The sequence below is a fragment of the Pseudomonas gozinkensis genome (assembly GCF_014863585.1).
GTDB lineage: Bacteria > Pseudomonadota > Gammaproteobacteria > Pseudomonadales > Pseudomonadaceae > Aquipseudomonas > Aquipseudomonas gozinkensis.
Genome location: NZ_CP062253.1, coordinates 1121816 through 1147799, shown reverse-complemented (window position 1 = coordinate 1147799; position 25984 = coordinate 1121816). Strand labels below are relative to the sequence as shown.

General features: G+C 61.1%; 24 protein-coding genes and 1 pseudogene. 11 read left to right on the top strand and 14 right to left on the bottom strand.

The genetic code is table 11. The features are described 5' to 3' along the window. Nucleotides 1-161 precede the first annotated feature (161 nt). Nucleotides 162-1136 (top strand): 2-hydroxyacid dehydrogenase, encoded by a 975-nt coding sequence (locus IHQ43_RS05000; protein ID WP_192563585.1) that lies wholly within the window; start codon nucleotides 162-164, stop codon nucleotides 1134-1136. A gap of 151 nt (nucleotides 1137-1287) precedes the next feature. Next, nucleotides 1288-1797 (top strand): DUF2165 family protein, encoded by a 510-nt coding sequence (locus IHQ43_RS04995; RefSeq protein WP_192563584.1) that lies wholly within the window; start codon nucleotides 1288-1290, stop codon nucleotides 1795-1797. Between the two features lie 28 nt (nucleotides 1798-1825). On the opposite strand, the gene IHQ43_RS04990 is transcribed toward IHQ43_RS04995, so the two are convergent. Next, entirely contained in the window at nucleotides 1826-2728 is a 903-nt protein-coding gene (locus IHQ43_RS04990) for a DMT family transporter (RefSeq protein WP_192563583.1), read from the bottom strand. Between the two features lie 139 nt (nucleotides 2729-2867). On the opposite strand from IHQ43_RS04990, the gene IHQ43_RS04985 reads away from it, so the two are divergent. Continuing rightward, entirely contained in the window at nucleotides 2868-3743 is an 876-nt protein-coding gene (locus tag IHQ43_RS04985) for an AraC family transcriptional regulator (RefSeq protein WP_127796967.1), read from the top strand. Here IHQ43_RS04985 and IHQ43_RS04980 read toward each other — a convergent pair whose 3' ends face one another. The 6 genes from IHQ43_RS04980 to IHQ43_RS04955 all read right to left on the bottom strand — a co-directional run bounded on the left by IHQ43_RS04980 (nucleotide 3744) and on the right by IHQ43_RS04955 (nucleotide 10146). After that, nucleotides 3744-6173: a TonB-dependent siderophore receptor gene (locus IHQ43_RS04980; RefSeq protein WP_192563582.1), complete on the bottom strand. Its 2430-nt coding sequence runs from the start codon at nucleotides 6171-6173 to the stop codon at nucleotides 3744-3746. A gap of 200 nt (nucleotides 6174-6373) precedes the next feature. Beyond that, nucleotides 6374-7363, bottom strand: coding sequence for a FecR family protein (locus IHQ43_RS04975; protein WP_192563581.1), 990 nt, complete (start codon nucleotides 7361-7363; stop codon nucleotides 6374-6376). Then, on the bottom strand, nucleotides 7360-7926 hold the full coding sequence (locus IHQ43_RS04970) for an RNA polymerase sigma factor (protein WP_192563580.1): 567 nt from the start codon (nucleotides 7924-7926) through the stop codon (nucleotides 7360-7362). The genes IHQ43_RS04975 and IHQ43_RS04970 overlap by 4 nt, the downstream gene beginning before the upstream one ends. Before the next feature lies 1 nt (nucleotide 7927). Then, complete coding sequence (locus IHQ43_RS04965; RefSeq protein WP_192563579.1) at nucleotides 7928-8254, bottom strand: DUF3325 domain-containing protein; 327 nt, start codon at nucleotides 8252-8254, stop codon at nucleotides 7928-7930. Next, on the bottom strand, nucleotides 8255-9844 hold the full coding sequence (locus tag IHQ43_RS04960; RefSeq protein WP_192563578.1) for a PepSY-associated TM helix domain-containing protein: 1590 nt from the start codon (nucleotides 9842-9844) through the stop codon (nucleotides 8255-8257). Continuing rightward, complete coding sequence (locus IHQ43_RS04955) at nucleotides 9841-10146, bottom strand: DUF3649 domain-containing protein (protein WP_085698515.1); 306 nt, start codon at nucleotides 10144-10146, stop codon at nucleotides 9841-9843. Before IHQ43_RS04955 ends, IHQ43_RS04960 begins: the two co-directional genes overlap by 4 nt. Before the next feature lie 176 nt (nucleotides 10147-10322). Here IHQ43_RS04955 and IHQ43_RS04950 point away from each other — a divergent pair, with 176 nt between their 5' ends. The 3 genes from IHQ43_RS04950 to fecA all read left to right on the top strand — a co-directional run bounded on the left by IHQ43_RS04950 (nucleotide 10323) and on the right by fecA (nucleotide 14205). Continuing rightward, a complete protein-coding gene (locus IHQ43_RS04950; protein WP_007957265.1) occupies nucleotides 10323-10811 on the top strand; it encodes a sigma-70 family RNA polymerase sigma factor in 489 nt (162 codons plus the stop codon). Continuing rightward, nucleotides 10808-11737, top strand: coding sequence for a DUF4880 domain-containing protein (locus IHQ43_RS04945; protein ID WP_192563577.1), 930 nt, complete (start codon nucleotides 10808-10810; stop codon nucleotides 11735-11737). The genes IHQ43_RS04950 and IHQ43_RS04945 overlap by 4 nt, the downstream gene beginning before the upstream one ends. 134 nt (nucleotides 11738-11871) lie before the next feature. Beyond that, complete coding sequence (gene fecA, locus IHQ43_RS04940) at nucleotides 11872-14205, top strand: TonB-dependent Fe(3+) dicitrate receptor FecA (protein WP_192563576.1); 2334 nt, start codon at nucleotides 11872-11874, stop codon at nucleotides 14203-14205. 71 nt (nucleotides 14206-14276) lie between these two features. Here fecA and IHQ43_RS04935 read toward each other — a convergent pair whose 3' ends face one another. Together IHQ43_RS04935 and IHQ43_RS04930 are read right to left on the bottom strand one after the other, a co-directional pair. Continuing rightward, nucleotides 14277-14684 carry an HPF/RaiA family ribosome-associated protein gene (locus IHQ43_RS04935; RefSeq protein WP_011332524.1) on the bottom strand — a complete coding sequence of 136 codons (408 nt, stop codon included), beginning with the start codon at nucleotides 14682-14684 and terminating at the stop codon, nucleotides 14277-14279. A gap of 200 nt (nucleotides 14685-14884) precedes the next feature. Next, nucleotides 14885-15832: a LysR substrate-binding domain-containing protein gene (locus IHQ43_RS04930; protein ID WP_011332523.1), complete on the bottom strand. Its 948-nt coding sequence runs from the start codon at nucleotides 15830-15832 to the stop codon at nucleotides 14885-14887. A 135-nt stretch (nucleotides 15833-15967) separates the two neighbouring features. On the opposite strand from IHQ43_RS04930, the gene IHQ43_RS04925 reads away from it, so the two are divergent. The 3 genes from IHQ43_RS04925 (at nucleotide 15968) to IHQ43_RS04915 (ending at nucleotide 19226) form a co-directional block, all read left to right on the top strand. After that, nucleotides 15968-17344, top strand: coding sequence for an L-serine ammonia-lyase (locus IHQ43_RS04925; RefSeq protein ID WP_192563575.1), 1377 nt, complete (start codon nucleotides 15968-15970; stop codon nucleotides 17342-17344). A gap of 63 nt (nucleotides 17345-17407) precedes the next feature. Next, nucleotides 17408-18709, top strand: coding sequence for an HAAAP family serine/threonine permease (locus IHQ43_RS04920; protein WP_007957257.1), 1302 nt, complete (start codon nucleotides 17408-17410; stop codon nucleotides 18707-18709). 199 nt (nucleotides 18710-18908) lie between these two features. After that, complete coding sequence (locus tag IHQ43_RS04915) at nucleotides 18909-19226, top strand: DUF3509 domain-containing protein (protein ID WP_192563574.1); 318 nt, start codon at nucleotides 18909-18911, stop codon at nucleotides 19224-19226. On the opposite strand, the gene IHQ43_RS04910 is transcribed toward IHQ43_RS04915, so the two are convergent. Next, a complete protein-coding gene (locus IHQ43_RS04910; protein WP_007957255.1) occupies nucleotides 19223-19723 on the bottom strand; it encodes a phosphate-starvation-inducible protein PsiE in 501 nt (166 codons plus the stop codon). The two genes, IHQ43_RS04915 and IHQ43_RS04910, sit on opposite strands and share 4 nt — an antisense overlap. A 293-nt stretch (nucleotides 19724-20016) precedes the next feature. On the opposite strand from IHQ43_RS04910, the pseudogene IHQ43_RS04905 reads away from it, so the two are divergent. After that, nucleotides 20017-20274, top strand: a pseudogene (locus tag IHQ43_RS04905) (YebG family protein); the annotation flags it as partial. A gap of 181 nt (nucleotides 20275-20455) precedes the next feature. On the opposite strand, the gene IHQ43_RS04900 reads toward IHQ43_RS04905, so the two are convergent. Continuing rightward, a complete protein-coding gene (locus tag IHQ43_RS04900) occupies nucleotides 20456-21475 on the bottom strand; it encodes a Glu/Leu/Phe/Val dehydrogenase family protein (RefSeq protein WP_192563573.1) in 1020 nt (339 codons plus the stop codon). Between the two features lie 184 nt (nucleotides 21476-21659). Between IHQ43_RS04900 and IHQ43_RS04895 the strand changes: the two genes are divergently transcribed. Next, nucleotides 21660-22463 (top strand): SirB1 family protein, encoded by an 804-nt coding sequence (locus IHQ43_RS04895; RefSeq protein ID WP_192563572.1) that lies wholly within the window; start codon nucleotides 21660-21662, stop codon nucleotides 22461-22463. 50 nt (nucleotides 22464-22513) lie between these two features. Here the strand turns inward: IHQ43_RS04895 and IHQ43_RS04890 are convergent, their stop codons facing one another. From IHQ43_RS04890 to fahA, 3 genes are all read right to left on the bottom strand, one after another. After that, nucleotides 22514-23884, bottom strand: coding sequence for an MFS transporter (locus IHQ43_RS04890; protein WP_192563571.1), 1371 nt, complete (start codon nucleotides 23882-23884; stop codon nucleotides 22514-22516). 145 nt (nucleotides 23885-24029) lie between these two features. Continuing rightward, on the bottom strand, nucleotides 24030-24665 hold the full coding sequence (gene maiA, locus IHQ43_RS04885) for a maleylacetoacetate isomerase (protein WP_192563570.1): 636 nt from the start codon (nucleotides 24663-24665) through the stop codon (nucleotides 24030-24032). Between the two features lie 12 nt (nucleotides 24666-24677). Then, nucleotides 24678-25982, bottom strand: a complete 1305-nt coding sequence (fahA, locus tag IHQ43_RS04880) for a fumarylacetoacetase (protein ID WP_192563569.1) — start codon at nucleotides 25980-25982, stop codon at nucleotides 24678-24680. Nucleotides 25983-25984: the final 2 nt, after the last annotated feature.

Sequence of the window (25984 nt, the reverse complement as noted above, 5' to 3'; positions counted from 1 at the left end):
TGGCTGTAAAAGCGGAACCATAAGCAGCCGTTACCGCAGCAACGGATATTCACCCAAAACCCCAAGAACCTGGTCGGCCCAGAGGCCGCCAAGACAACCCCAAACAGAAAATGTTAGCTTGCTTGGCAATCACATCAGCCGCCCAGCCGAGCCCAATGCCAATGAAAAAAACAGTCCTGGCCTTCAGCCGCATCACCCCGCCCATGATCGAACGCCTGCAACAGGACTTCGACGTCATCGTCCCCAACCCGAAAAACGGCGACATCAACGCCCAGTTCAACGAAGCCCTGCCCCACGCCCACGGCCTGATCGGCGTCGGTCGCAAACTCGGCAAGGCCCAACTGGAAACCGCCACCAGACTCGAAGTGGTCTCCAGCGTCTCGGTCGGCTACGACAACTACGATCTCGCCTACTTCAACGAACGCGGAATCATGCTCACCAACACCCCGGACGTCCTGACCGAAAGCACCGCGGACCTGGCCTTTGCCCTGATCATGAGCAGCGCCCGCCGCGTCGCCGAACTGGACGCCTGGACAAAGGCCGGCCAATGGCAGGCCAGCGTCGGCGCACCGCTGTTCGGTTGCGACGTACACGGCAAGACCCTGGGCATCGTCGGCATGGGCAACATCGGCGCCGCTGTCGCCCGTCGCGGCCGCTTTGGTTTCAACATGCCGATCCTCTACAGCGGCAACAGCCGCAAGACCGGACTGGAGCAGGAACTCGGCGCGCAATTTCGCAGCCTTGACCAACTGCTGGCCGAAGCCGACTTCGTTTGTCTGGTAGTGCCGCTCAGCGACAAGACCCGCCACCTGATCAGCCACCGCGAACTGGCGCTGATGAAACCGGACGCAATTCTGGTGAACATCTCCCGCGGCCCCGTGGTCGACGAGCCGGCACTGATCGAGGCATTGCAGAACAACCGGATTCGCGGTGCAGGTCTGGACGTCTACGAGAAGGAACCGCTGGCCGAGTCACCGCTGTTCCAGCTGAAAAACGCCGTGACCCTGCCGCACATCGGCTCCGCGACCCACGAAACCCGCGAAGCCATGGCCAATCGTGCCTTGGCCAACCTGCGTAGCGCCCTGCTCGGCGAGCGTCCGCAGGACCTGGTGAATCCGCAGGTCTGGCGCGGATAAAAAAATCGGGCAAGTACTGCAAAGTGCTTGCCCGTTCAATATCCAGCCAATACATACTTTGAAAACCAACACACCAACTAAACAAACCATACCGCTATAAACTTTCCGGACTTATCCAACATAACAATAAGCACCCCGGAGAATAGCCACCTTGAGAATTTCCAATACCGATCAATTAATCCGTTACAGCAAAGTCTGCCTGATGGCCTATATCAGCTTTTTTGGCCTGCTGGTGATGTACGGAAACTTGACGGACTACTCGGCAAACTATGAGTACGTCGGACACATCCTGAGTATGGATACGACTCAAATCAACGAGAACATACGTTACAGGGCGATCGAATCGCCCATGATGCACCACCGGATCTATTGGTTCATCATCACGACGGAAGCGATCTATACTGCCTATTGCCTGTTGGGGACTTATTATCTCTATCGAAAAATAAACGAATCCGCCGCAGCCTTTCACGAGGCAAAAAGATATTCGATCATTGGCTTGTTGATCGCAATCTTCACCTATTACGTTTGCCTGCAGAGCATCGGTGTTGAATGGTTCGACATGGACACTTCACAAGTATGGAACGCCAAGGACTGGGCACGACACATTGTCGACTTCATGTTGCCGGTACTGATCTTCATAACATTGAAAAACGAGCGCTGAATAATCAACGCTCAACACTCAATTAATTTCAGGCCAACTTTCCATGCTTCGGGATAACCGCAACTGCGGGTTTACGAAACACCAGCACATTCCCCAGCATCACCAGTACCAGCCCCGCCAAGGCCGGCGCCGTCCACTGATAACCCTCGGCAAAGGCCGAGACGTTCAGCGCCACCACCGGGAACAGCACCGTGCAGTAAGCAGCGCGCTCCGGGCCCATCCGGCCGACCAGTGTCAGATACGCCGTGAAACCGATCACCGACCCCGGAATCACCAGATACAGCAACGCACCGATGTAGCGTGACGTCCACTCCATCTCGAATGGAATGCCTTTGACCAGACACCACACCGACAACATCGCCGCTCCGTAGGCCATCCCCCAGGCATTGGTGGTCAGTGGTTTGAGACCGGCCTTCTGTTGCAGGCTCGACAACATGTTGCCTGCCGAGAAACACAGGGTGCCGCAGAGTGCCAGCCCCAGGCCGAGCAGGGTTTGCGGACTCGCGTGATGACCTGCCAGCTCCGGCCAGAACAACAGGCCCAGACCGCACAGCCCCAGCGCCCCGCCCATCAACACATTGCGTGCGATACGCTGGCCGAAGAACACCCGCGCATTCAGCGCGTTCCACAAGGTCGCGGTGGAAAACACCACCGCCACCAGACCACTGGGGATCCATTGGCTGGCGGTCAGGAAACACATGAAGTTGACGCAGAACAGACACAAGCCCTGCGCCACGCAGATCAGATGCCCGCGCCGGTTCATCGGTTGCAGGCGACGGCTGAGCAACAACAGCGCAAACAACACCAGCGCGGCGAGGCCGAAGCGATAGACGATCGACACAGGAATCGCCACCACGCCCAGTTGCCATTTCAGGGCTATCCAGGTGGTGCCCCAGATCAGCACGGTCAACAAATACAACGACAGATTCATGGCAGACACTCCTTGATTGGGTTTCAGTGTCTGCCTGCGCCCTCGATCCTCGCTTGCATAAACTTGCGCTTTTGTCGGCGCACAGGCTGGCAGCGCGAAATCTACGGAGTAGGATGCAAGGCGTTGAAGAGAACCGACCATGGCCGCCATCGATACCCTGCAAGTCTTTCAAGCCCTCAACAATTCGCCCAATGCACGCCTGGTGCACAGCGCCGAGTTGGGTGACGGCCTGTCTGCAGCTTTGTGGACCAACCACCACGACGCCCAGGAATACGAAGCGCCGAGCCATCACACCCTCTCCTGCTACATCGCCGGCGGCACCGGCACCTTCCGTCGCGGCGAACCCGGCCACAAGGGCGGCCCGGACAAACTGTGCATCCTGCCGGCCGACCACGAATCGGGTTGGGTCATCAACGGTGATATTCGCCTGGCTCACTTGTATTTCAGCGCCGAACAATTTGCCCTGGGGTGCGTCACGCTGCTGGATCGCGAGCCCCGGGAAATGCAGCTGCGCGAACAGACCTTTCTGGAAGATCCGCAACAGGCCCGACGGTTTCGCCAGTTGCTGACCCTGAACTGGGACGAACCCGGCGAGCGTTTGCTGACCAGCAGCCTCGCCCACGAACTGATCAGCCATACCCTGCTGAGCCAGGTTGGCGTGCGACAGGGCTTGCGTCTCAAGGGTGGACTGGCGCCGCATCAGCGTCGGCAACTGGTGGAATTCATCGACAGCCAACTGGCCGAGCCGATCAGCCTCGGGCAACTGGCGGGGTTGTGTGCATTGTCGGAATACCACTTTGCGCGGATGTTCCGGGTGAGCTTCGGCTTGCCGCCGCATCAGTACGTACTGGCGCGGCGTTTGAGCCGGGCCCGGGAGTTGTTGCGAGGGACGGCGTTGCCGTTGGGCGAGATTGCGCTGGCGTGCGGGTTTGCCAGTGCCAGTCACTTCACCAACCGCTTTCGTCAGGTGCTGGGTGGAACGCCCGGCGAGTATCGCCAGGCGTTTTTGCGCTGATCAGAACTCCAGCGTGCTCGACAACGAAATCTGCCGCGAATCGCCCATCGACACGAAGAACCGGCTGGCCGCCGAGGTGTAGTAAGTACGGTCGAACAGGTTCTTCACGTTGAGCTGGAACTTGACCTTCTGCCCTTCAACCCTGGTGTCGTAAGTGGCGAACGCATCGGCCACGGTGTAGCTCGGCAGCTCGAAATCATTCACCGCGTTACCCGCTCGCTCACCGACATATCGCGCGCCGGCGCCGACCCGAAGTTGATCGCCACCGATCACGCTGCCGAAGTCGTAGACCGCCGACAGCGAGCCGGTATTCTTCGCCACGTTCTGCAGCTTGTTGCCTTTGTAGTCCGGGTCTTCCGTGACCTCGGCGTCGGTGTAGGCGTAGCTGCCGATCATGCTCCAGCGGTCGCTGAGCTGGCCGGTCAGATCCACTTCCAGGCCACGGGAACGCACTTCGCCGGCGGCGCTGTAAATCGTGGTCGGGCCTTCGGCGTTGGCCACCAGCACGTTGCGTTTCTTGATGTCGAACAGGGCGATATTGCCAGTAACGCGCCCCGGAATGTCGAGGCGTGCGCCCAGCTCCCAGGACTTGGCTTCTTCCGGCGCAATGCTGCCGTCGAGCACGGTGCTGCTGCCGCTGAGCGGCGCGATGGTCGAGTTGGGTTTGAACGATTCGGTGTAGCTGCCGTAGAACGACAACGCGTCGGTATAGCGATACACCAGACCTGCGCGCGGCACCCACTTCTGGCCGTTACTGTCGGTGTTGGCCTTGAACGGCACGCCCTTGCCGGCGTACTGGTCGTATTCCTGAAAGCGCCCGCCAGCCACCAGAATCCACTGGTCATTGAGGTGGATGGAGTCCTGCAGGAACACCGAATCGCTGCGCAGCAGATCGGTCTGTGCACTGTCCGCCGGGCTGACGGTGGTGCCTTCGACTTCGCGGCCGTAGACCGGGTTGACGTAGCTGAAGGTGCTCAGGCTTTTCTGGCGGATCAGGTCGGCGCGGTAGATCTTGCGGTACTCGTCGTCGACGCCGAACACCAGGTCATGCTGCATGCCCAGCACGTTGACCTTGCCTTCGAGGCTGGCGGTGGTGAAACGGTCGGTGCTGATCGCGCCCTGGGTGCCGTCCATGCTGCGGGTCAGGGTGCCTTTCCTGGTGTCGATCGCGGTTACGCGAACCTGGCTGGCGTCGTAGGTTTCGCGGTTCCAGCTGTAGCCGAAATGGGCTTTCCAGTCGTCGTTGAGCTCGTGATCGGCTTCGAAGTGATAGAGGTCCGAACGCCCTTCCATGTCGTTGAATTTCTCGTCGAGACGCTCGTTGCGCGAGATGTCCAGCGGATGGTTGGTGCGTGGATCGATCAGGGTGCCACGATCAAACGGGGTCAGGAATTCGCGGTGCTCATAGGCGAACAGCAACTTGGTGCGCTCGCCGTACCAGGCAATCGACGGCGCAATCAACGATTCACGGTGAGTGCCGAAGTTGCGCCAGTAATCTTCGTCTTCGTGGTCCAGCACCATGCGATACGCGAGGCCGGAGTCCCCCAGCGCACCGGTGCTGTCGAACGAGCCACCGCTGCCGTTCTTGCCGTCGCCGTAGGTCGAGCCGCGCAGGGTCAGCGCGTTGTACCGGGTCAGTTCGGGTTTCTTGCTGACCATGTTGACCACGCCGCCCGGGTCCTGAATCCCGTACAGCAGCGACGCCGGGCCCTTGAGCACTTCGACGCGATCCACGGTCGCGTTCATGCCACGCCCCTGCACCACCGGCATGCCGTCGCGCATGATCGAGCCGTTGCGGTTGTCGCCGAAGCCACGGGTCATCACCGAATCCTGAGTGCTGCCCAAGGTGTTGCCCTGGGTGATGCCGCTGACGTTGGCCAGCGCGTCATCGAGATTGCGCGGTGCCTGATCGCGAATGACCTGGGCCGGAATCACGTTGACGGTCTGCGGGATTTCCTGAAGCGAAGCGGAAGAGCGCATCACCGAGCTGGTTTCCGGTGGCTGGTAACTCATCGGCTGGTTGACCACCGAGGTGATGGTGGTCGCGCCGAGGTTCAATGCGCCTGCGGTCGGTTGCGGTTCGAGCGCCAGGGTATGGCTGTCGGTGCGGCGGAAGGTCAGGCCCGAGCCGGTGAGCAGACGTTGCAGCGCCTGTTCGGCACTCATCTGGCCGTTGATCGCTGGAGCGGTCAGGCCGTAAGGCGCTTCATCGGTGTAGACCACGCTCTGCCCGGTGACGCGACTGAAATCGCTCAGGGCCTGAGGCAACGGCTTGGCGGCCAGGGAAAAACTGAATTGCTTTTGTGGCTGACTGCTGACGGATTCAGCGGCCAGCGCCACGCTCATCGGCAACAGGGCCAACGCCGAAAAACTCAATGCCGAAACGCCTAACCACTGTTTGACCGAACCCGATTTTGCCCTGGACTTCATTGCTCATGACCTGTGTAGAACCGCAACGGATGCGAATGACTCGCAGTTTCAGTCACTACACGGATGGCGTCCGGGTTTACCTCACCACAAAGTTGAAAATATTTTCGTTGTCGCTGCCGACGCCTTCGCGAGCAAGCTCGCTCCCACCTTGGAATGCACGACCTGTGGGAGCGAGCTTGCTCGCGAAATGGCCAGTGAGGTCAGCGAAGAATTATCAGATGTCCTAGCACCTGATGCTGCTCGAATCCCAACACCCCTTGCAGCGAATTCAACACGGCTTGCGGATCCTTGCTCGGAAAGCTTCCGCTGACCTTGCGCGCGCCCAGTTCGTCGTTGAGCAACACGATCCGTCCGGGGTAATAACGCCGCAGATCCTGCACCACTTCGGCCAGTGTCGACTTGTAGTAAGTCAGCCAGCCCTGGCGCCACGCCAGTTGCGCTTCGCTGTCCACGGCATGCAGTTTTTGCGCAGTGCCTTCGCCATACGCCACTTGCTGGCCGGCGGTGAGAATCTGCTGTTCGGCATCCCGCGCAGCCGTCACGCCGACGCGCCCTGACAGCACAGTGACTTGTGCGCCAGGAGATTGCAGGCGCACTTCGAATTGCGTGCCCAGCACTCGCGCCTCACCCTTCTCGGCCTCGACCACAAAGGGATCGCCGGTGTGGGTCACGCTGAAAAATCCGGCGCCGCGACGCAATTGCACATGCCGCTCGCCATGACTGAAATCCACGGCGATGGCGCTGTCGGCGTCCAGCGTCACTTGCGATTGATCGGCCAGGATCACGGTGCGGATCTCGCCCGGTGCCGACACGTAATCGGCGCCCAGATCTTCGATCCAGCGCTGCGGCTGCCAACCGCTGCCGAGGCTGATCATCAACAGCAGACAGGCCGCCATGGCCAGCGCGCCGGCCCAGCGTCGAACCGGCGCACGGCGCGGTCGATCCATCGCCTTGAGCAAACCCTGCAACGCGAGCGCGTCTTCATCAGCCAACGTGCGCGCCGGCCCTTCGCTCAATTCCCACACCACTTGCGCCTGGGCGTAGGCCTCGGCGTGGGCCGGGTCAGCGCGCAGCCATTGACTGAAGGTCAGTTGATCACCGGTGCTCGGGCGGTCATGCAGCAGGCTCAGCCAGGCGAAAGCGGCCTGTTCCTGAGCGGGCGTCGGGATGACGCGTTCGGTGTAATTCACGGTGCTTTCCCTGGCAGGCGTGGCGCGGGTTCGCGCAGGCTGGCCTTGCAGGCCTCGAGGGCGCGCATCATATGTTTTTCCACGGCGCTTTGGGACAGGCCCATGGCTTTGGCGATCTCGGCGTACTTGCGCCCGTGGATGCGATTGAGCAAAAAGATCTGCCGCGTGCGCTCGGGCAAAGCGCGCAACGCCGCTTCGACATGGCGCAAATCGTTGCCCGCTTCGAGCGCGGCCTGCGGCTCGCTGGCGCTGCTGTCAGGCTCATCCGGTTGCCAGCCTTCGTTGACCCGCACCCGCGCGCCTTCGCTGCGCAGATGATCGATGGCGATGTTGCCGGCACAACGCAAAAGATAAGTGCTGAGTTCTTCGACCTGCACCAGCGGCCGACGCCAGAAACGCAGGAACAGGTCCTGCACCAGATCCGCCGCCGTCGCCCGGCAACCGACGCGCCGGCTCACCAGCGCTTCCATCTGCGAACGCTGGGACAGGAACACCTGAAGAAAATGCGCACGGGCGCCATGGGGTTCGTCGTCGCGACGCTCGGGAGGATGGCCGATCAACATGTCAGTTCAGGGCCCACGCAGCGACCGGGCTGGCGAGCAGGCTCAGCCCGGCCATCGTAATGACTAGCCGTGGGCGATAGGGCAGCAGCAGAACCAGAGTCAGCGCACTGAGCATCAACACCGCGCACCAGTCGACCAGACCGAAACTCCAGCCCTTCCTGGAAACGGCCGCCCAGAGCGAAAGTCCCAGCAGCAACCAACCGGCGATCTTCAGGCCTTGTCGCCGGGATGCCGAAGGTTTGTGGCCGAGTACGTCTTCGTGATGCCGGGGCATCGCCAAACACAATGCGGTGAAGCCGGAATAGCAGAGCAACAGCGCCAACAGCATTCAGTTCGCCCCTTGCTCAAGGGTGATCGGCCGGGCCTTTTCGCGGGCTGGTTTTTTTACGCTGACGGCGTGTCCGGCGCGCTGCATTTTTCGGGCAGCCCAGGCGAGGAACAGACCGCTGCCCAGACACGTCAGGTCGAAGCCAGCCAGAACCCAGTCGCCTTCGGGCACTGTCACACCGAGGTGATACGGAGTGGTCAAACCATTAAGAACGGGCACCGTGACAAACAGTGCAGCCCCCAGCGAAAGCTGTTCGACCCAGGCCTTGCGCCCCGGTCGCAACATGGCGTGCACCACGCTCAAGCCCCAGGCGATGAAAAACGCGTTCACTTCCCAGTCGTCACGCCCGGCCAGACTCACCGGCAGCAGACGATTGGCCCAGAAGAACACCGCGACTGCTGCCACCAGTCCGGTCATGCTGGCAATGTTCAACACTTCCACCAGTCGCAACTCGAACGGCATCACACCGGTCTTGGCGTGTTTGAGCTGACGCTTGCCGAGCCAGATCACCAGCCCGGTGCCGATCATCGCCGTGCCGGCCAGACCACAGATGAAGTACAGCCAGCGCAGCACAGGGCCGGCAAAGTGCCCCATGTGCAAACCATAGAAACTGCCGGCAACCGCCATCGCCATCGGCTGTTCAGGAGGGGTGCCGATGATTTGCCCGCTGACTCCGTGAAAGGTCACGGCGCTGCCGGAATCATTCACCACACGGTCGGAACCGGCGCGGGACATCACCACCGAGGCGTTGGCATCACCCGGATTGTTCACGCTGATACGCCCGACACGTCCGCCCGACCATTGCTCGCTGGCCGTCAGCAGCAGGGGCGCCAGCGGTGCCAGCGTCGCCGGTTGACCGGCACGCTCGGGCACATTGGAGGCGGGAAATACCTCATCGTAAAACGCCCGGACGTTGTTGCCGTACGAAGCCAGAATGCTCGCCGGCATCACCATCGACATGAAAATCACCAGACTGCTGTAGGTGATCATCAAGTGAAACGGCAGCACCAGCACGCCCACCGCGTTGTGCCCGTCGAGCCACGAACGCTGGCCCTTGCGCGGGCGGAAGGTGAAGAAGTCCTTGAAGATTTTCTTGTGGGTGATGATCCCGGTGATCAATGCAACAAACATCACCATCGCGGCGATGGTCGAGAGCCAGCGGCCCCACGGGTAAGGCATCTGCAACTGGAAATGGAAGCGGTAGAAGAACTCGCCGCCCATGCTTTCCCGGGCCTGCACTTCGGCGCCGGTCTGTGCGTCGAGGGTCTTGCTGATGAACTGGCCGCGCTCGCCGGGCTTGGCCGGGGCCTGTTGCCAACGCACGCCAAGACCAGGATCACGGGCATCAGGCAGGTCGATCAACCAGCGTGAAGCGCCGACCGCGTGCTGTTGCAGGTAATGTTGCGCCAGGGTCAGGTTCGCTTCGGCATTCACCGCGCGGGCCGGGATTTCCGGCTGCATCCAGTGACTGATTTCGTCCTTGAAATAGGCCAGGGTCCCGGTCAGGAAAATCGCGAACAGCAGCCAGCCGAAGACCAGCCCGGTCCAGGTGTGCAGCCAGGCCATCGCCTGACGGAAGCCCTCTTTCATGCCAGACCCAGGCCGCGCGCAGCCCCGGAAACGGTCGCCAGGATCACGCTCGGCACCAGCAGACCGACCCACGCCGACCACGCCGTGCGACAGGCGAAACACCAGAGCACCGCCACCAGATAGACCAGAAACGAAACGGTCATGCCGGTCACCACTGCCTCGGCGCGATTCAGCGGCAGCCATAGCGTCAGCGTGACGCTGGCCAATGCCGCGACCAGATAGCCGCCAAACACCGCCGCGAGCACCCGCGAAGTGACGGCCAGACGATAGGACATGGGGAGTGTGGCGAGTTTGGCTTTCATGTTTCGACCCTGAAACGGTTAACGTCCGGCCAACAGGCCGAGACGACAGGCATGCGATATTAATGATAAATATTCTCATACGCAAAAGAGTCTGATTGCCGGCACGCACTCGCAGCCCTACAATGCGAACCATTCTTGTTCTCTAACGCATCCTGCATGCGCCCGGAGTGATGCCGTTGTCGTCCGCCCATCCTGTCGAATCGCTCTATCAGGCCCACCACAGCTGGCTCACCGGCTGGCTGCGGCGCAAGCTCGGCTGCCCGGACAGCGCCGCCGATCTGGCCCAGGACACCTTCATCCGGGTACTGACCGCCCGCGAGCCGCCGGTGATCATCGAGCCACGCGCGTTCCTCACCACCCTGGCCAAGCGCGTGCTGTTCAATCATTACCGCCGCCAGGATCTGGAGCGCGCCTACCTCGACACCCTCGCACAGATGCCGGAAATGGTTGCGCCGTCGGAAGAAGAGAAGGCGATCATCCTGCAAACCCTGATGGAGCTGGATCAGTTGCTCGACGGTCTGCCGCGCGCCGTCAAACGTGCATTTCTGCTGGCACAGGTCGATGGCTTGACCTATCCGCAGATCGCCGCCGAGCTGGGCATTTCCGTGGCCACTGTCAAACGTCATCTGAATAAAGCGGCGATGCGCTGCTATTTCGCCCTGTGAACCCGCCGATGGATTTTTCCGCGCAGGTCGCCGAACAGGCGGTCCACTGGTTGCTGGAAATGCAGCAAGGACAACTGAGCCCGCGCCAGCAACAGGCCTGGCAGCAATGGATCGACGCCCACAGCGAACACCGTCGCGCCTGGGAACACATGCAGCGGGTCAATTCGCGGTTGCGCGGATTGTCGTCGCCACTGGCCCACGCCGCGCTGAATGCGCCGAAGTCCGCCAGCCGTCGTCAGGCGCTGAAGCTGTTGCTGATTCTCGGCGCCGGATCGGCGGTGACCTGCGGGATGCGCGAATACAATCCGTTGCCATCGCTGCTGGCCGATTACCGCAGCCCGATCGGTCAGCGGCGCAAGATCTCGCTCGGCGCTGGCGGCCAATTGCAGCTCAACACCGCCAGCGCGGCGGATGTCCGGGGCGATGGCCTGATCCGTCTGCTCGAAGGCGAAATGCTGCTGACCGCCACTCAATCTTTCGAAGTGCAAACCGCCCAAGGCGTGCTGAAAACCCAGGGCGCGCGAATAAACGTGCGGCAATTTGCCGACCGTACGCAGATCGCACTGTTTGAAGGGCGGGTCGAATTGAGCACACAAGGTCGCGTGCCGATGTTGCTGCCGATCGCCCGACAATTGAGTTTCAGCACCACCGGCGTCGGTGAGGCAAAACCGCTGGACGCCAACAGCGGCGCCTGGGCCGACGGCATGCTGGTGGCCGCGCACATGCGCCTTGGCGACTTCCTCGACGAACTCGGCCGCTACCGTCGCGGGCAGCTCAACTGCGATGCGAAAGTCGCCGACTTGCTGATCTCCGGGACTTATCCACTGGACGACAGCGAGCGGATTCTCGATCTGCTGGAAATCAGTTTGCCGGTAAAAGTGAAGCGTTTTACGCGTTACTGGGTGACGGTGGAAGCCAGAGCCTGATCGCTCCCACGCTCTGCGTGGGAGCTCAACCCGGGCGCTCCGCATCCCCTGTAAAAATAAATGAGCCGTTTTTCAGATCTGGCGTGACAGAGAAGGAAAGCCCCCTTGATTCAACCTTCTCAGGACCGTCCTCCATGCACCCCACCCGCCTCACGCCGCTGGCCCGAACCCTGCGCAACCTTGTCCTCGGCGCCAGCCTGAGCTTCAGCGCCCTGCCCCTTGTGCAGGCTGCCGACACCAAGGCTTATCACATTGCCCCGTCGTCGCTGGAAAATGCCCTCAACCAGTTCGGCCGTGAAGCCGGTGTGCTGATTTCATTCGGCTCGCAAGTCACCAGCGGTGTGCAAAGCCGTGGCCTCGAAGGCAGCTACACAGCCGAGCAAGGTCTGAACGCGCTGCTCGAAGGCACTGGTCTGCAAGCACGGGCCGAAGGTGGTAATGCCTTCAGCCTGCAACCGTCGAACGACAGCGCCCTGGAGCTGGACACCTCGAAAGTGGTCGGCGACTGGCTGGGTGAAGCGGCGCAGGTCAACGTCTTCGAACATCCCGGTGCCCGTGACGTGATCCGCCGCGAAGAGTTCAAACGCCAGGGCGCGACCCAGGCCCGCGATGTGCTCAACCGCATTCCCGGGGTCAACGCTCCGGAAAATAACGGAACCGGCAGCCACGACATGGCGCTGAACTTCGGTATTCGCGGCCTCAACCCCCGTCTGGCTGCACGCTCGACGGTGTTGATGGACGGCATTCCGGTGCCATTCGCGCCTTACGGTCAGCCGCAGTTGTCGTTCGCGCCAATCAGCATGGGCAACATGGACGCCGTGGACGTGGTGCGTGGCGGCGGCGCCGTGCGTTACGGCCCGCAGAACGTCGGCGGCGTGGTCAACTTCGTGACCAGGGCGATTCCGGACGAGCCCACCGTCAAGGGCGGATTCCAGACCGAAACCAGCCCATCGTCGAGCCACGACGGCTTCAAGACCAGCGCCAATCTGCTGGCCGGCGGCACCAATGCCAATGGTCTGGGCGGCGCGCTGCTTTACTCCGGCACTCGCGGTGGCGACTGGCGCGAACACAGCGACACGGAAATCGACGACCTGATCCTCAAGGGCAAATACCAGCTCGACGAAGCCAACAGCTTCAACGCCATGGCCCAGTATTACGAAGGCAAGGCCGACATGCCCGGCGGTCTGAATGTCGCCGACTACGATGCCGATCCGTATCAGTCGACCCGGCCGAAAGACCAGTTCTGGGGCCGCCGCACGATGTTCAATTTCGGCTATCGCTATCAGGAAGATCGCCGCGAGTTCACCGCCAACACGTTCTTCACCAAGACCCTGCGCAGCGGTTATCTGGATCAGGGCACCTTCCTGTCGCTGTCGCCCCGCGAATACTGGGTGCGAGGTCTGGAAACCCGCTTCGCCCAGGGCTTCGACCTCGGCGCCACCAGCCATGAAGTCGGCGTCGGCTATCGCTACATCAATGAAGCCGGCCATGAATTGCGCTATCGCACGCCGATCAGCAGCAACGAATACCCGACCACCAACAGCCGCAATGACCGCGACACTCGCGGCGGCACCGAAGCCAATGCGTTCTTCGTCGATGACCGGATCGACATCGGCAAGTGGACGATCACCCCGGGCGTGCGCTACGAGATGATCGAGTCGCAGCAGACCAACAACCTGACCAACGTCAAATACAAGGGCGACTACAACACCGCGCTGCCGGCGCTGAACGTGCTGTATCACCTGACCGACAGCTGGAACCTGTACGCCAACACCGAAGGCTCCTTCGGCAGCGTGCAATACAGCCAGATGCCCAACCGCGTCAGCAGCGGCGAAGTGAAACCGGAGAAGGCCCGCACCTGGGAAGTCGGCACCCGTTACGACAACGGTGCGCTGCGAGCGGAGATCGGCGCGTTCCTGATCAACTTCGACAACCAGTACGAAAGCAATCAGACCAACGACTCGGTGATCGCCCGTGGCGAAACCCGCCATCAGGGCATCGAAACCAGCGTCAATTACGCCCTCGACGACTTGAGCCCGGCGCTGGCCGGCTTCGATATCTACGCCACTTACGCTTATGTGGATGCGACCATTCGCGAAGACGGGCCGAACAAGGGCAATCGTGTGCCGTTCTCGTCGAAACACAAAGGCACGATCGGCGTCGGTTACACCGAAGGGCCGTGGAAGCTGAACCTGGACAGCAGCTTCCAGAGCGACCAGTTCGCCGACAACGCCAACACCTCGAAAGAAAGTGCCGACGGCAGCACCGGCAAGATCCCGGGCTACATGCTGTTCAGCAGCCGTGCCGGCTATGACTTCGGCCCGCAGCTGTCGGACCTGAACGTCGCGGTGGGGGTGAAGAACATCTTCAACACCCAGTATTTCACCCGCTCGTTCGATGACAACAACAAGGGCAAGTATGTCGGTGAGCCGCGCACGGTGTACGTGCAGACTTCCGTTGCTTTCTGATCCCTGCTGAAAACAGAAAGGGCCTGCAATTGCAGGCCCTTTCTCATTGGGTGGCTTGAAAAATCAGCGCATCAACTGTTGATCGCTGCCTGTTCGTTCTCGTCAAACTCTTCCGCCAATAGCTTGTCATTGGCCTTGCTTGTGAATGGCACCACAGCGGCTCGTGGTTTGCCGCGCAGTTTGCCAAACAGGTGCTCCAGCGCGTGCTCCAGTTTTTCGGCTGCACCATCGATCGCCTGTTCCAGCGAATCGGCTTTGTGGGTGACGGAAATCGGTTGATGGCCTTTTGGCCGCGCTTCCAGTTGGCAGCGCAAATCATGAGGACCTGGTTTGTCACCGTTCTCGTCGCTCAGATGGACTTCGACACGGGTCAGGTCTTCTTCATAACGGTCGAGCGTGCTCTCAATTGTGGTTCGTACCCACTCCTCCAGTCGTTTGCTGCTTTGAATATGGTTGTCGCTGTTGACTTGGATTTGCATAGTTCATCCCTTATTTCAGCTAGCTCGCAAGAGGCCTGGAACAGGATTTCGTGACCTCTTGATTACAACAATCGGCCCGCCGGACGAACATTTCAACCCCTTAAAAAAGATAAATATTCATACGCAAAAAAAGCCGGACAACCGAGTAAAGCGCTGGTAAGGTCGGGAGTTGGGTCGCCTCGCCGCCCCGAAAAATCTGCTCACAATTGGCCATCACCCAACGGGTGCAGGCTGCGGAAAATCCCCGCCTCTTCCACCAGCCAGTCATGTACCGCCCGCACGCCCGGATGGCTCAACGCCCCCGGCGCATAAAGCAAGACATAGCGCTTGTGATTGGGCACCGAAATCCCGAACGGCACGATCAACGTCCCCCGCTCCAGTTCATCGTTGAGCAGCGTTCGCCGGGCAATTGCCACGCCCATGCCGGCAATCGCCGCTTCGATGGTCAGGTGGTTGCGATTGAACGTGTGCCCGCGCCGCACATCGGCACCCTCGAAACCGATGGCATTCAGATAAAACTCCCACTCCGCGTATTCATAACTGCCACGCCAGGCGGTGATGTCGTGCAACAGCGGGAAATGCACCAGATCCGCCGGCCCGTGCAGCGGCGGCCGCCCACGTAGCAGGCCCGGTGCGCACACCGGAAAGATCTGCTCGTCGAGCAAGGCTGTGGATAACAATCCCGGATAGCTGCCGTCGTTCAGGTCGATGGCCAGGTCGAAATCCCCTTCATGCAACGGCACGCTGCTGTCCTCGGCCACCAGCCGCAACTGGATGTCCGGGTAACGTTGTTGCAGGCGTGGCAGACGCGGGGTCAACCATTTGCTGAGGAACGATGGAATCGAACGGACTCGCAGAATCCCGCTGATCATCCCCGCATCCAGGCGCCGCAATTCCGCATCGATGCTGCCGTAGGCTTCGTTGACCGTGATCGCCAGTCGCTGCCCTTCCGCACTCAGCTCCACGCCCCGCGCACGACGGTGAAACAGGCGAAACCCCAAACGCTCTTCCAGCTGTCGGATTTGCTGGCTCACGGCCCCCGGCGTGATGTGCAGTTCTTCGGCACAGCGGGTGAACGACAGGTGCCGCGCGGCACAGGAAAACACCTGCAGCCAGACGTAAGTCTGGGCATGCAATTGACGACTCATGGTTTAGTCCTGCTAAAGGCTTACTTAGGAAGTTTCGTTAGTCACGTTGAAGCGAGGTAGGCAGTATCGCCGACATTGCGCTTGTCCTACAAAAAATGGCAGCGATTCCTACTCCATTGCTTGTAAGGGTTTAGCATGGCTATCAGTGTTTTCGAGCTATTCAAAGTGGGTATCGGCCCGTCCAGCTCCCACACCGTCGGCCCGATGCGCGCCGCCGCGACCTTCGCCCAGGCCCTGATCGAGCAGCATTTGCTGAACGATGTGCAACGGGTGGAAATCCGTTTGTACGGCTCGCTTTCGGCCACTGGCGTCGGTCACGCCACTGACCGCGCAACGGTCATGGGGTTGATGGGCGAATGGCCGGACAGCATCGATCCATCGACCATCGAGCCACGTATCCAGCAACTGCGCGAGACCGGCCAACTGTCCCTCGCCGGTGAACGCTCAATTGCCTTCAACTGGCAGCACGATCTACTGCTGCTGGACGAGAGCCTGCCCTACCACCCCAACGCCATGTCGCTGACAGCCTTCGGTGCATCAGGGCAACTGTTCGAGCAGACGTACTACTCGGTCGGTGGCGGTTTCATCATCGAAGCGGCCGAAGCCGAATCCGGTGTGGCGCCGGCCGGCGACGTCGAGTTGCCTTACGAATTCTCCAGCGCCGTCGAACTGCTCGCACTGTGCAAGCAACACAACCTGCGGGTTTCCGAACTGATGATGGCCAACGAACGGGCCTGGCGCAGCGACGCAGAGATCCGTCAGGGCCTGCTGCACATCTGGTCGGTGATGCGCGAATGCGTCGAGCAAGGCCTGCGTCACGAAGGCATCCTGCCTGGCGGTCTGAATGTTCCCCGTCGTGCGGCGAAATTGCACCGCAGCCTGCTGGAAATCGGCAAGCCGAACGTCATCAGCTCGACCCTGTCGGCGATGGAATGGGTCAACCTGTTCGCCCTCGCCGTCAACGAAGAAAACGCCGCCGGCGGGCGCATGGTGACTGCGCCGACCAACGGTGCCGCCGGGATCATTCCGGCTGTCCTGCACTACTACATGAAATTCAATCCGGACGCGTCCGACGATGACGTGGTCGCGTTCTTTCTGGGCGCAGCTGCCGTAGGCATCCTGTGCAAGAAAAACGCCTCGATTTCCGGCGCCGAAGTCGGCTGCCAGGGCGAGGTGGGCTCTGCCTGCGCGATGGCCGCTGCGGGTCTGGCCGATGTGCTCGGCGCCACCCCGGAGCAACTGGAGAACGCCGCCGAAATCGGTCTGGAACATAACCTCGGCCTGACCTGCGACCCGGTCGGCGGGCTCGTGCAGGTGCCGTGCATCGAGCGCAACGCCATCGCTGCGGTGAAGGCAATCAACGCCACGCAAATGGCCCTGCGCGGCGACGGCAAACACTTCATTTCCCTCGACCGGGTGATCCGCACCATGCGCGATACCGGCGCCGACATGCATGACAAATACAAAGAGACTTCACGGGGCGGCCTGGCCGTGAGCTGGGTGGAGTGCTGAGGAGCACTCCCTGACCGCCCGTAACACGTGAGCCCGAGCAAGAATAATAACGAGGCAAAAACGATGACCGATGTACGCACACCTGCTGCCGAAAATCCCGCTGTAGACCGCACACGCAACAACGAAACCGCCCACAAGGGCTGGAGCAAATTCGACACCACCTGGATGCTCGGCCTGTACGGCACAGCCATCGGTGCCGGCACCTTGTTCCTGCCGATCAACGCTGGTGTCGGCGGCTTCTGGCCATTGCTGATCCTGGCATTGCTCGCATTCCCGATGACGTTCTTCGCGCACCGGGGCCTGACCCGCTTCGTGCTGTCGGGCCGCTCCGGTGACATCACCGAAGTGGTGGAAGAACACTTCGGCATCGGCGCCGGCAAACTGATCACGCTGCTGTATTTTTTCGCGATCTTCCCGATCCTGCTGGTGTACAGCGTGGCGCTGACCAACACGTTGAGCAGCTTCCTCGAGCACCAGTTGCACATCGCCCCGCCGCCGCGAGCGGTGCTGTCGCTGGCGCTGATCCTCGGTCTGATGGCCATCGTGCGTTGCGGTCAGAGCGTGATCGTCAAAGCCATGAGCGTGCTGGTGTATCCGTTCGTCGCCGCGCTGCTGTTGCTCGGCATCAGCCTGATTCCGAACTGGAACGGCGCATTCTTCGCCAGTGCTCAAGAACCGATGGAAATGTCGGTGTTCCTCAAGACCCTGTGGCTGGCGATCCCGGTGATGGTGTTCTCGTTCAACCATTCGCCGATCATTTCCGCCTTCGCGGTTGAGCAAAAACAACGCTACGGCGACCAGGCCGAACGCAAGAGCAGCGGCATTCTCGCCATGGCCCACGGCATGATGGTCGTCACGGTGATGTTCTTCTGCTTCAGTTGCGTGCTGGCATTGTCGCCGGCGGATCTGGCAGCGGCCAAGGCACAGAACATTTCGATCCTGTCGTACCTGGCCAACCATTTCCAGACCCCGGTCATCGCTTACGCCGCGCCGCTGATTGCACTGGTGGCGATCACCAAATCCTTCCTCGGCCACTACATCGGTGCCAGCGAAGGCTTCCAGGGCATGATCGTCAAAAGCCTGCGCAGCCGTGGCCGGGTGATGTCGGCGAGCTGGCTGAACCGTGCGACCGCACTGTTCATGATCCTCAGCTGCTGGGCCGTGGCGACCTTCAACCCGAGCATCCTCGGCATGATCGAAACCCTCGGCGGGCCGGTGATTGCCTGCCTTTTGTTCCTGATGCCGATGTACGCGATTCGCCGCGTGCCAGCCTTGCGCCAGTATTCGGGGCAGGTGTCGAACGTGTTCGTGGTGCTGATCGGCCTGATTGCACTGTCAGCGATCATCTACTCGGTTCTGCCCTGAAACGGGCCGTAAACGAAGAAGGCGAGCCAGGGGCTCGCCTTCTTTTTGGCCGGTTTCATTGTTCGACAATATTCCCGGCATGTCCCTTGCTACATCGCTGAAGGAGACAAGACCACGGAAGGGCCGATGGTCAGGTTTGGCGAACCAACCCGATCAAGGCCGGTCAACAACTGCACGTTCAATCAGGCGGTGACGCATCATGGACAATCCTTTTCAGATCATTACCGATGCCTTCGCGCCGGACTATCAAATCAACCTGAGCATTCAGGGACTCGACGGCAGCATCATGCTGACCCTCTCCAATGGCGGGCGGATCGTCGCCAAACGGATGATCAGCGCCGAACAGCGCAACGACCCCAAGCGCCTGAAGCGCCTGGTGCAAAGCATTCAGTTCGGCATCGCCATTGAACAGGGCCACAGCGCCATGGCGATCCTCGACGCCATGACTCGCGGCGACGGAATCGCTCCGCCACCGCGCCGCGCCAACCACCTGCCCCGGCCAACAGCCGGCCTTTAGAGTTCGCCTTTCTCCACTTCAGGATGTTCACTGGAACCCGTACCGATCTTGCGGTGCGGGTTCTCGATTTTCACCGAGGGGAATTGCGACGAGGCGTAACGCACCACCAGGATCGAAAACGCCAGCAGCAGAATCCCGCCGCACAGGTAGATGATGCCCATGTCCGGCGGGTTGTGATGCGAGACGTTGGAGATCAGCAGGCGCGTCAGTGCCGTGATCGCCACGTAGATCAGGAAGCGCACCGGCATGTGGTTGGTCTTGAAGTAAATCCCGACCATCGCCCCCAGTTCCAGATAGATGAACAGCAACAGAATGTCATCGATCTTGATGTGCCCTTCTTCGAGCATCCCGAGAAATTCCATCACCGCCGCCCATGCGGTTACCGCACCAATGGCGAACAGCGCCAGGTAATGGAAGGTCTCGACGAACAGGTTGCCCAGGGACTCGGCCAGTTGATGCACGTTTTGCCGCAGTTTCTCGGCCCAGTTGATTTTCACGATGAAGGTTCCTTAGCCCGGTTCGAGCGGATGTTGCGCATTGGACGTGACGGTTATTACACACGCACACGGATGCATGCAGAAAAGAGGCCACGCCATGATGGCGAGGCGCCGCGAAACCCGCGCCGTGGCGTTTGGTCGCACCTGTGCGTAACCGTCAGGCTGAAAAAATCCGAATCCGGTCTACATTGAAAAGCCACTACCCAAAGCGCAGGGATTCGCTTATCCTTTTCGCTGTATATAGATACAGTAGTCGCAAAGACAACTTAATGTGAAGGCATGTGAGGTGGTGAATGGCCGTCGAAGTGGTATACCGCAGCAGCCGAGATCTGGAGCGCTTGTTCATGGATAAAGCCGAAGCTGACCGTCATGACAAAATGCTCGAACTGGCCGAACTGTTGGCCGAAGTGCTGGAAAAAGCCGTTCCTTCGTTGAGCGAGCAGCAAGTGGAAGAAGTCGGGATCTTCATGGCGAAGAACCGCGATGTGTTCGCCCGGGCGTTCAAGAGCCAGCCTGACGCACTGTCGGAGCTGATCAACGCACCAGCGGCACCGGTTGTGGCGACCGAGCCAGCAGATGTGGCCGAACCGGCAGAAGCACCCGCCAAACCCGCCAAGGCGGCAAAGGCTGCGAAGTAATCGATAGCTGAATTGAAGCCTCTGAATTGAAGCCTCTGAATTGAATAGCCCCTGAGTTGAAAGACTCAGGGGCTTTTTCATGCCCGGACCAACCTCAGCGGTACAACACCTTCTCCGCCAGTTCGTCCGCCACCCGCGCAGGTGAACGTTTTTCCGCCTGGGCGTGGGCAAAGACTTCGGTCAGTCGCGAACTGATCTTCGACAGGTGCGCGGTGATGGTCGTCAGCTCTTCGCCGCGATGCTTGAGGGAAACGTAGATCAGCCCGCCAGCATTGATCACGTAGTCCGGCGCATACAGGATGCCGCGCCGTTCCAGTTGATCGGCGACGTCCAGATGCGTCAGCTGATTGTTGGCCGAACCCGCCACCGCCGAGCAGCGCAACTGGGTGACCGAGTGGCTGTTGAGCACCCCACCGAGGCCGCACGGCGCGAGGATGTCGCACGGCGTGCTGAGCAACGCATCATTGGCGATCGGATGAGCGTTGAGTTGCTCCATCGCCAGTTGCACCTTGCCGTGGTCGATGTCGCTGACCAGCAGTTCGGCCCCGGCGGCATGCAATTGCTCGGCGAGCGCAAACCCGACGTTGCCCAGGCCCTGGATCGCCACGCGCAAGCCTTCGAGGTTGTCGCTGCCCAGACGCGCCATGGCCGTGGCGCGAATTCCGGCGAACACGCCCATCGCCGCATGCGGCGCCGGATCGCCGGCCGAGGTGGTGCTGGTGACATGTTGGGTCTGCTGGGCGATGCAGTCCATGTCCGCCACGGATGTGCCGCTGTCGATGGCAGTGATGTAGCGCCCGTCGAGCTGGTCGATGCAACGCCCGAAAGCCTCAAACAGTGCGGCGCGGTTTTCCACGTGGACCGGCCGCACGATCACGGCCACCCCGCCGCCCTGGGCGAGGCCGGCCAGCGCGGCCTTGTAGCTCATGCCCTGGGCCAGACGTATGGCGTCCTCGACCGCGGACTCGTCGTTCGGATAGGCAAGATAACGACACCCGCCCAGGGCTGGCCCGAGGCGACTGTTATGAATGGCAATGACCGCCTTCAATCCGGACACCGGATCAACGCTAAGGTGCAGCGATTCCAGGCGAGTGCTTTGCATGAGAGCGAACATCGGCAGGCTCCCGAATCACTTCTGGTAGACGCCAGTATAGGCTTGCGTCTGAAAATTGCTGAAGCACGCCGGAATAAGCACCGCCACCCATCAGAGGGATGTGGCATAACCCGATGGCAGAGCGGCCCGGCACTGGACGAATGGCGAAGACGGGGCTAAAACGAGGCAAGCCCCGGAGATTGAGATGAGTCCGCGCCAACATTTTTTCGATTGTCTGCACCGTTCACCGCCCGCGCTGTTCGAAGCCGCGTTGTGGATGGCCGCCGAACACGACAAACAAGCCGATCCCGAAGCGCTGCTGCAGGAATTCAAGGAACTGCAACAACGGGTCAGCTATGGCTTGCCGTTGCTGCCGGTCAGTGAACTGGCGCAACCGCTGCTGCGGCGCATGACCGATCTGGGTTTTGCCCAGGACGATTTCGTACCTCTGCGCCCGCAGGCCGCGATGGTGCACAAAGTCATGCAGACCAAACGCGGCCAGCCACTGGCGCTGGCACTGATCGCTCTGGAACTGGCCCGTGGCCTGGAGATTCCGCTGGTTGGCGTCAACTTCCCCGGGCATTTCCTGCTAAAGGTTCCCGGGGCCGATCACCTGCTCGACCCCTGCGGCGGACGGCGCCTGTATCCCAACGATTGCCGCGAATTGCTGCATCGCCAGTACGGCCACCAGATGAAACTCAATGCCGATCACCTGCTGACTGCCGAGCCGGTGCAGATGCTTCAGCGTCTGTCACGCAATCTGCGTCAGTTGCACCTGACCCACGACGACTTCATCGCGGCGCTGATCGATGCCGAGCGCGTGCTCGAACTGGGCAATGCCAACGCCGCCGACTATCTGGCCCGGGCCAGTCTGTACCAGCGCCTCGATTGCCCGAACGCCGAGCGTTTCGATCTGGAGCACGCGCTATTGCTCAGTGACGACCCGATTCAGCGACTTCGCCTGACGGAACGACTGGGGCATCTGCCGCCGAACTCAGTCGTCCACTGATCCCTTGTGGGAGCGAGCTTGCTCGCGAATCAGGCGACACGGTCGATCAGTCAAACCGCGTTATCGTTCTTCGCGAGCAAGCTCGCTCTCACAGGATTTTGCGCGAGCTGCGAAGGCGAACGCACCTGCATGATCAACAACGCCGCAATCACCGCCGGAATCGCGCAGAAGAAGAAAATCTGCTCCACCGGAATGTGCATCGCCAGCAGCAGGCTGCCGAACAGCGGCCCGAGAATCGAGCCGAACCGCCCTACTCCCAAAGCCCAGCCGGTGCCGGTGGCTCGCACATGCGCCGGATAGAAATTGCTGGCGAACGCGTTGAGCGTCAGTTGCCCGCCGATGATGCAGAACCCCGCCGCGAACACACAGGCCACCAGATAACGCGGGTTGTCGTGATTCAGACCCAGCAGGATCGTGCACACCGCCGCACCAGCCAGCACGCCGGACAACAATCGCACCTTGCTTTTCAAACGGTCGGCGAACCACGCCATGCAGGTCGCACCCAACGTGCCGGCGAACAGGAACATCGACGTCACCAGGTTCGCTTCATTGAGTTTCAGGCCACTTTCCAGCAGCAGCGACGGCAGCCAGCTGATCATGAAATACAGCAGGATCAGGCTGACGAAAAACGTCGCCCAGATCAGCAAGGTCGGACGTGCGTAACCGTTACGGAACAACTCCACCACGATCAGTTTGCTGCCCTGCTCGCGTTCGTTCTGCTCGACTGATGCAGCCGGCGGCTGCCAGTCCGGCAGCATTCGCGCGGTGACCTTGCGCAGGCGCGCATACGGTGGTGCGTCACGCAGCAGTCGTGGCAAGGATTCCGGCAGCATCCACCAGAGGAACGGGAACAACAGCAATGGCGTGACGCCGCCAGCGAGGAACACCGCTTGCCAGCCGAAACGGTCGATGAATCCCGCCGCGACAAAACCGCCCGCTGCCCCGCCAAAGGAGAAGCCGCACGCCGCCAGCGTCACCATCAACGTGCGCAGGCGTGGCGGTGAATATTCCGACATCAACGCCATGGCGCTGGGCATCGCACCGCCCATGCCGATACCGCAGATGAAGCGCGCGATCATCAGGATATTCAGGGAATCGGCGAACACCATCAGCACGGTGAGGCTGGCGTAGATCAGCACGCAGGCGAGCAGAATCCTTCGCACGCCGAAGCGGTCGGCCAGTGGCGTCACAGCGAGAGAGCCGAGGGTCAGCCCCAGCAGGTTGGCGCTGAACACCGGGCCAAACGCGGATTTCTCCAGGCCCCAGTCCTGCGCCAGCGCCGGTACCACGTAACCGAGCACCTGGGCGTCATAGCCATCGGTGACCAGCAGCAAGGCGAGAAGAATCAGGAGCAACCACTGAAAGCGGGACACAGGACGGGCGTCGAGTGCCGCCCGAAAGCTGGCAATCTGGTTGTGCATCGCAAGGAACCTGTTTTGTTTTTATGTTTTTTTGGTCACAGCGCATATCTATTGTGGGAGCGAGCTTGCTCGCGAAAGCGGTCAGTCAGGCGACATTGCTGGCGCTGCCCCTCCCTCTTCGCGAGCAAGCTCGCTCCCACAGGGGTTACGGCGTGTCCGGCTGATTCGCCGGATGAGCCGCAATGAACGCCGGATGCTCAGCAGCCAACGCAGCTACCCGACGAATCCGTGGGTAAGCCTCCAGCGAAACGTTGAACCGCTCGGCCGCGTACAGCTGCGGAATCAGGTACACGTCCGCCACACACGGCCACTCGCCGAAACAGAAGCCGCTGTCGCCGATCAACTGCTCAACCGTCGCCAGCCCCTGGCTGATCCAGTGGCCGATCCACTCGTTGACCTGCGGCTCGTCATGCCCCAGACCGCGCAGACGATTGAGCACGCTGACGTTGTGCAGCGGATGCACATCGCAACCGATCACCGCCGCCACGCCGCGCACCCGGGCGCGGGCAACGAGGTCTTCGGGTAGCAGCGGCACCTGTGGATAACGCTCTTCCAGATACTCGATGATCGCCGGCGATTGAATCAGTAACTTGCCGTCATCAGTGCGCAGCGCCGGCACCCGACCCTGCGAATTGATCGCCAGGTACGCCGGTTGCCGATGCTCGCCACCGGGCGGTGCGATCAGGTTGACCGGCAATGCCTGGTAGTCGAGGCCCTTGAGTGCCAGCGCGATCCGCACCCGGTACGACGAGGTGGAACGGTAATAGGTATAGAGATCCATGAGCCGCTCCTGTCAGCGTGCCGCCAGCACGGTGCCACGGCATTCGCCGAAACCGATCGAGGCAAAACCTTCGCGGGCGCAACGGGCGCGCAGGATGATTTCGTCGCCGTCTTCAAGGAACTTACGCACCTCACCGGAGGCCAGTTCGATCGGCTTTTTGCCGCCCTCGGTGATTTCCAGCAGGCTGCCGAACTGGCCGTTTTCAGGGCCGGACAAGGTGCCCGACCCGAACAGGTCACCGGCCTGCAACTGGCAGCCGTTGACGCTGTGGTGCGCGACCATTTGTGCAACGGTCCAGTACATGTAGCGAGTGTTGCTCAGGGTCAGGCGATGGGCCGGCAGGTTCTGCTCGCGCATTTTCTCGGTGAGCAGCAGCACCTCCAGTTCGATGTCGAAGGCACCGCCATCCTGATCGCGTTTGTCGAGCAGGTACGGCAGCGGCTGCGGATCACCCTGCGGACGCGCCGGTTGCGCGGTGCGGAATGGCGCCAGCGCTTCGGCGGTCACCACCCATGGCGAGACGCTGGTGATGAAGCTCTTGGACAGGAACGGACCGAGCGGCTGGTATTCCCAGGCCTGGATGTCACGGGCCGACCAGTCGTTGAGCAGACAGAAACCGGCGATGTGTTCAGCGGCGTCACCGATGGCGACCGGCTCGCCCATCTCGTTGCCCTGACCGATCCAGATCCCCAGCTCCAGCTCATAGTCCAGACGCGCGCACGGGCCGAAGGTCGGTTCGGTCGCACCGGCCGGCAAGGTCTGGCCTTTCGGACGGCGCACGTCGGCACCGGAGGCGCGCACGGTGGAGGCACGACCGTGGTAGCCGATCGGCACGTGTTTGTAGTTCGGCAGCAGCGGGTTGTCCGGGCGGAACAGTTTGCCGACGTTTTGCGCGTGCTCGATGCCGACGTAGAAGTCGGTGTAGTCACTGATGCGCGCCGGCAGGTGCATCTGGCAATCGGCAGCCAGCGGCAGCAGTTTCGCGCCTTGGGCTTCGACATTGCCGCGATGAGTGCTGCCCTCGCTGAACAGTTCCAGCAGACGTTCACGCAAGGCAACACGAGCGTCGCGACCGAGTTCGAAGAAGGCGTTCAACTGACCGCCGTGCATGGCTTCAACCGCGCTGCGCGCGACGCCATCGAACAGCCCGGCCTCCAGCGCCACTTGCAGATCAAAGATGTGTTCGCCAATCGCCACGCCCGCACGCGGTGCCGAGCCTTCGATGCTGAACACGCCCAGTGGCAGGTTCTGCAGCGGGAATTCGGTGTGGCCGTTGGCCGAAGCGACCCAGCTGCGGGTGATGGAATTCTGAGTCATGG

What these genes read in the sequence shown, in the direction of transcription:
- IHQ43_RS04990 (WP_192563583.1), bottom strand. Translation starts at nt 2,728, where the DNA reads ATGAATCTGTCGTTGTATTTGTTGACCGTGCTGATCTGGGGCACCACC.
- IHQ43_RS04965 (WP_192563579.1), bottom strand. Translation starts at nt 8,254, where the DNA reads ATGCTGTTGGCGCTGTTGCTCTGCTATTCCGGCTTCACCGCATTGTGT.
- IHQ43_RS04960 (WP_192563578.1), bottom strand. Translation starts at nt 9,844, where the DNA reads ATGAAAGAGGGCTTCCGTCAGGCGATGGCCTGGCTGCACACCTGGACC.
- IHQ43_RS05000 (WP_192563585.1), top strand. Translation starts at nt 162, where the DNA reads ATGAAAAAAACAGTCCTGGCCTTCAGCCGCATCACCCCGCCCATGATC.
- IHQ43_RS04895 (WP_192563572.1), top strand. Translation starts at nt 21,660, where the DNA reads ATGAGTCCGCGCCAACATTTTTTCGATTGTCTGCACCGTTCACCGCCC.
- IHQ43_RS04980 (WP_192563582.1), bottom strand. Translation starts at nt 6,173, where the DNA reads ATGAAGTCCAGGGCAAAATCGGGTTCGGTCAAACAGTGGTTAGGCGTT.
- IHQ43_RS04955 (WP_085698515.1), bottom strand. Translation starts at nt 10,146, where the DNA reads ATGAAAGCCAAACTCGCCACACTCCCCATGTCCTATCGTCTGGCCGTC.
- IHQ43_RS04890 (WP_192563571.1), bottom strand. Translation starts at nt 23,884, where the DNA reads ATGCACAACCAGATTGCCAGCTTTCGGGCGGCACTCGACGCCCGTCCT.
- IHQ43_RS04970 (WP_192563580.1), bottom strand. Translation starts at nt 7,926, where the DNA reads ATGTTGATCGGCCATCCTCCCGAGCGTCGCGACGACGAACCCCATGGC.
- IHQ43_RS04915 (WP_192563574.1), top strand. Translation starts at nt 18,909, where the DNA reads ATGGACAATCCTTTTCAGATCATTACCGATGCCTTCGCGCCGGACTAT.
- fahA (WP_192563569.1), bottom strand. Translation starts at nt 25,982, where the DNA reads ATGACTCAGAATTCCATCACCCGCAGCTGGGTCGCTTCGGCCAACGGC.
- IHQ43_RS04935 (WP_011332524.1), bottom strand. Translation starts at nt 14,684, where the DNA reads ATGCAAATCCAAGTCAACAGCGACAACCATATTCAAAGCAGCAAACGA.
- IHQ43_RS04925 (WP_192563575.1), top strand. Translation starts at nt 15,968, where the DNA reads ATGGCTATCAGTGTTTTCGAGCTATTCAAAGTGGGTATCGGCCCGTCC.
- IHQ43_RS04930 (WP_011332523.1), bottom strand. Translation starts at nt 15,832, where the DNA reads ATGAGTCGTCAATTGCATGCCCAGACTTACGTCTGGCTGCAGGTGTTT.
- maiA (WP_192563570.1), bottom strand. Translation starts at nt 24,665, where the DNA reads ATGGATCTCTATACCTATTACCGTTCCACCTCGTCGTACCGGGTGCGG.
- IHQ43_RS04985 (WP_127796967.1), top strand. Translation starts at nt 2,868, where the DNA reads ATGGCCGCCATCGATACCCTGCAAGTCTTTCAAGCCCTCAACAATTCG.
- fecA (WP_192563576.1), top strand. Translation starts at nt 11,872, where the DNA reads ATGCACCCCACCCGCCTCACGCCGCTGGCCCGAACCCTGCGCAACCTT.
- IHQ43_RS04920 (WP_007957257.1), top strand. Translation starts at nt 17,408, where the DNA reads ATGACCGATGTACGCACACCTGCTGCCGAAAATCCCGCTGTAGACCGC.
- IHQ43_RS04900 (WP_192563573.1), bottom strand. Translation starts at nt 21,475, where the DNA reads ATGTTCGCTCTCATGCAAAGCACTCGCCTGGAATCGCTGCACCTTAGC.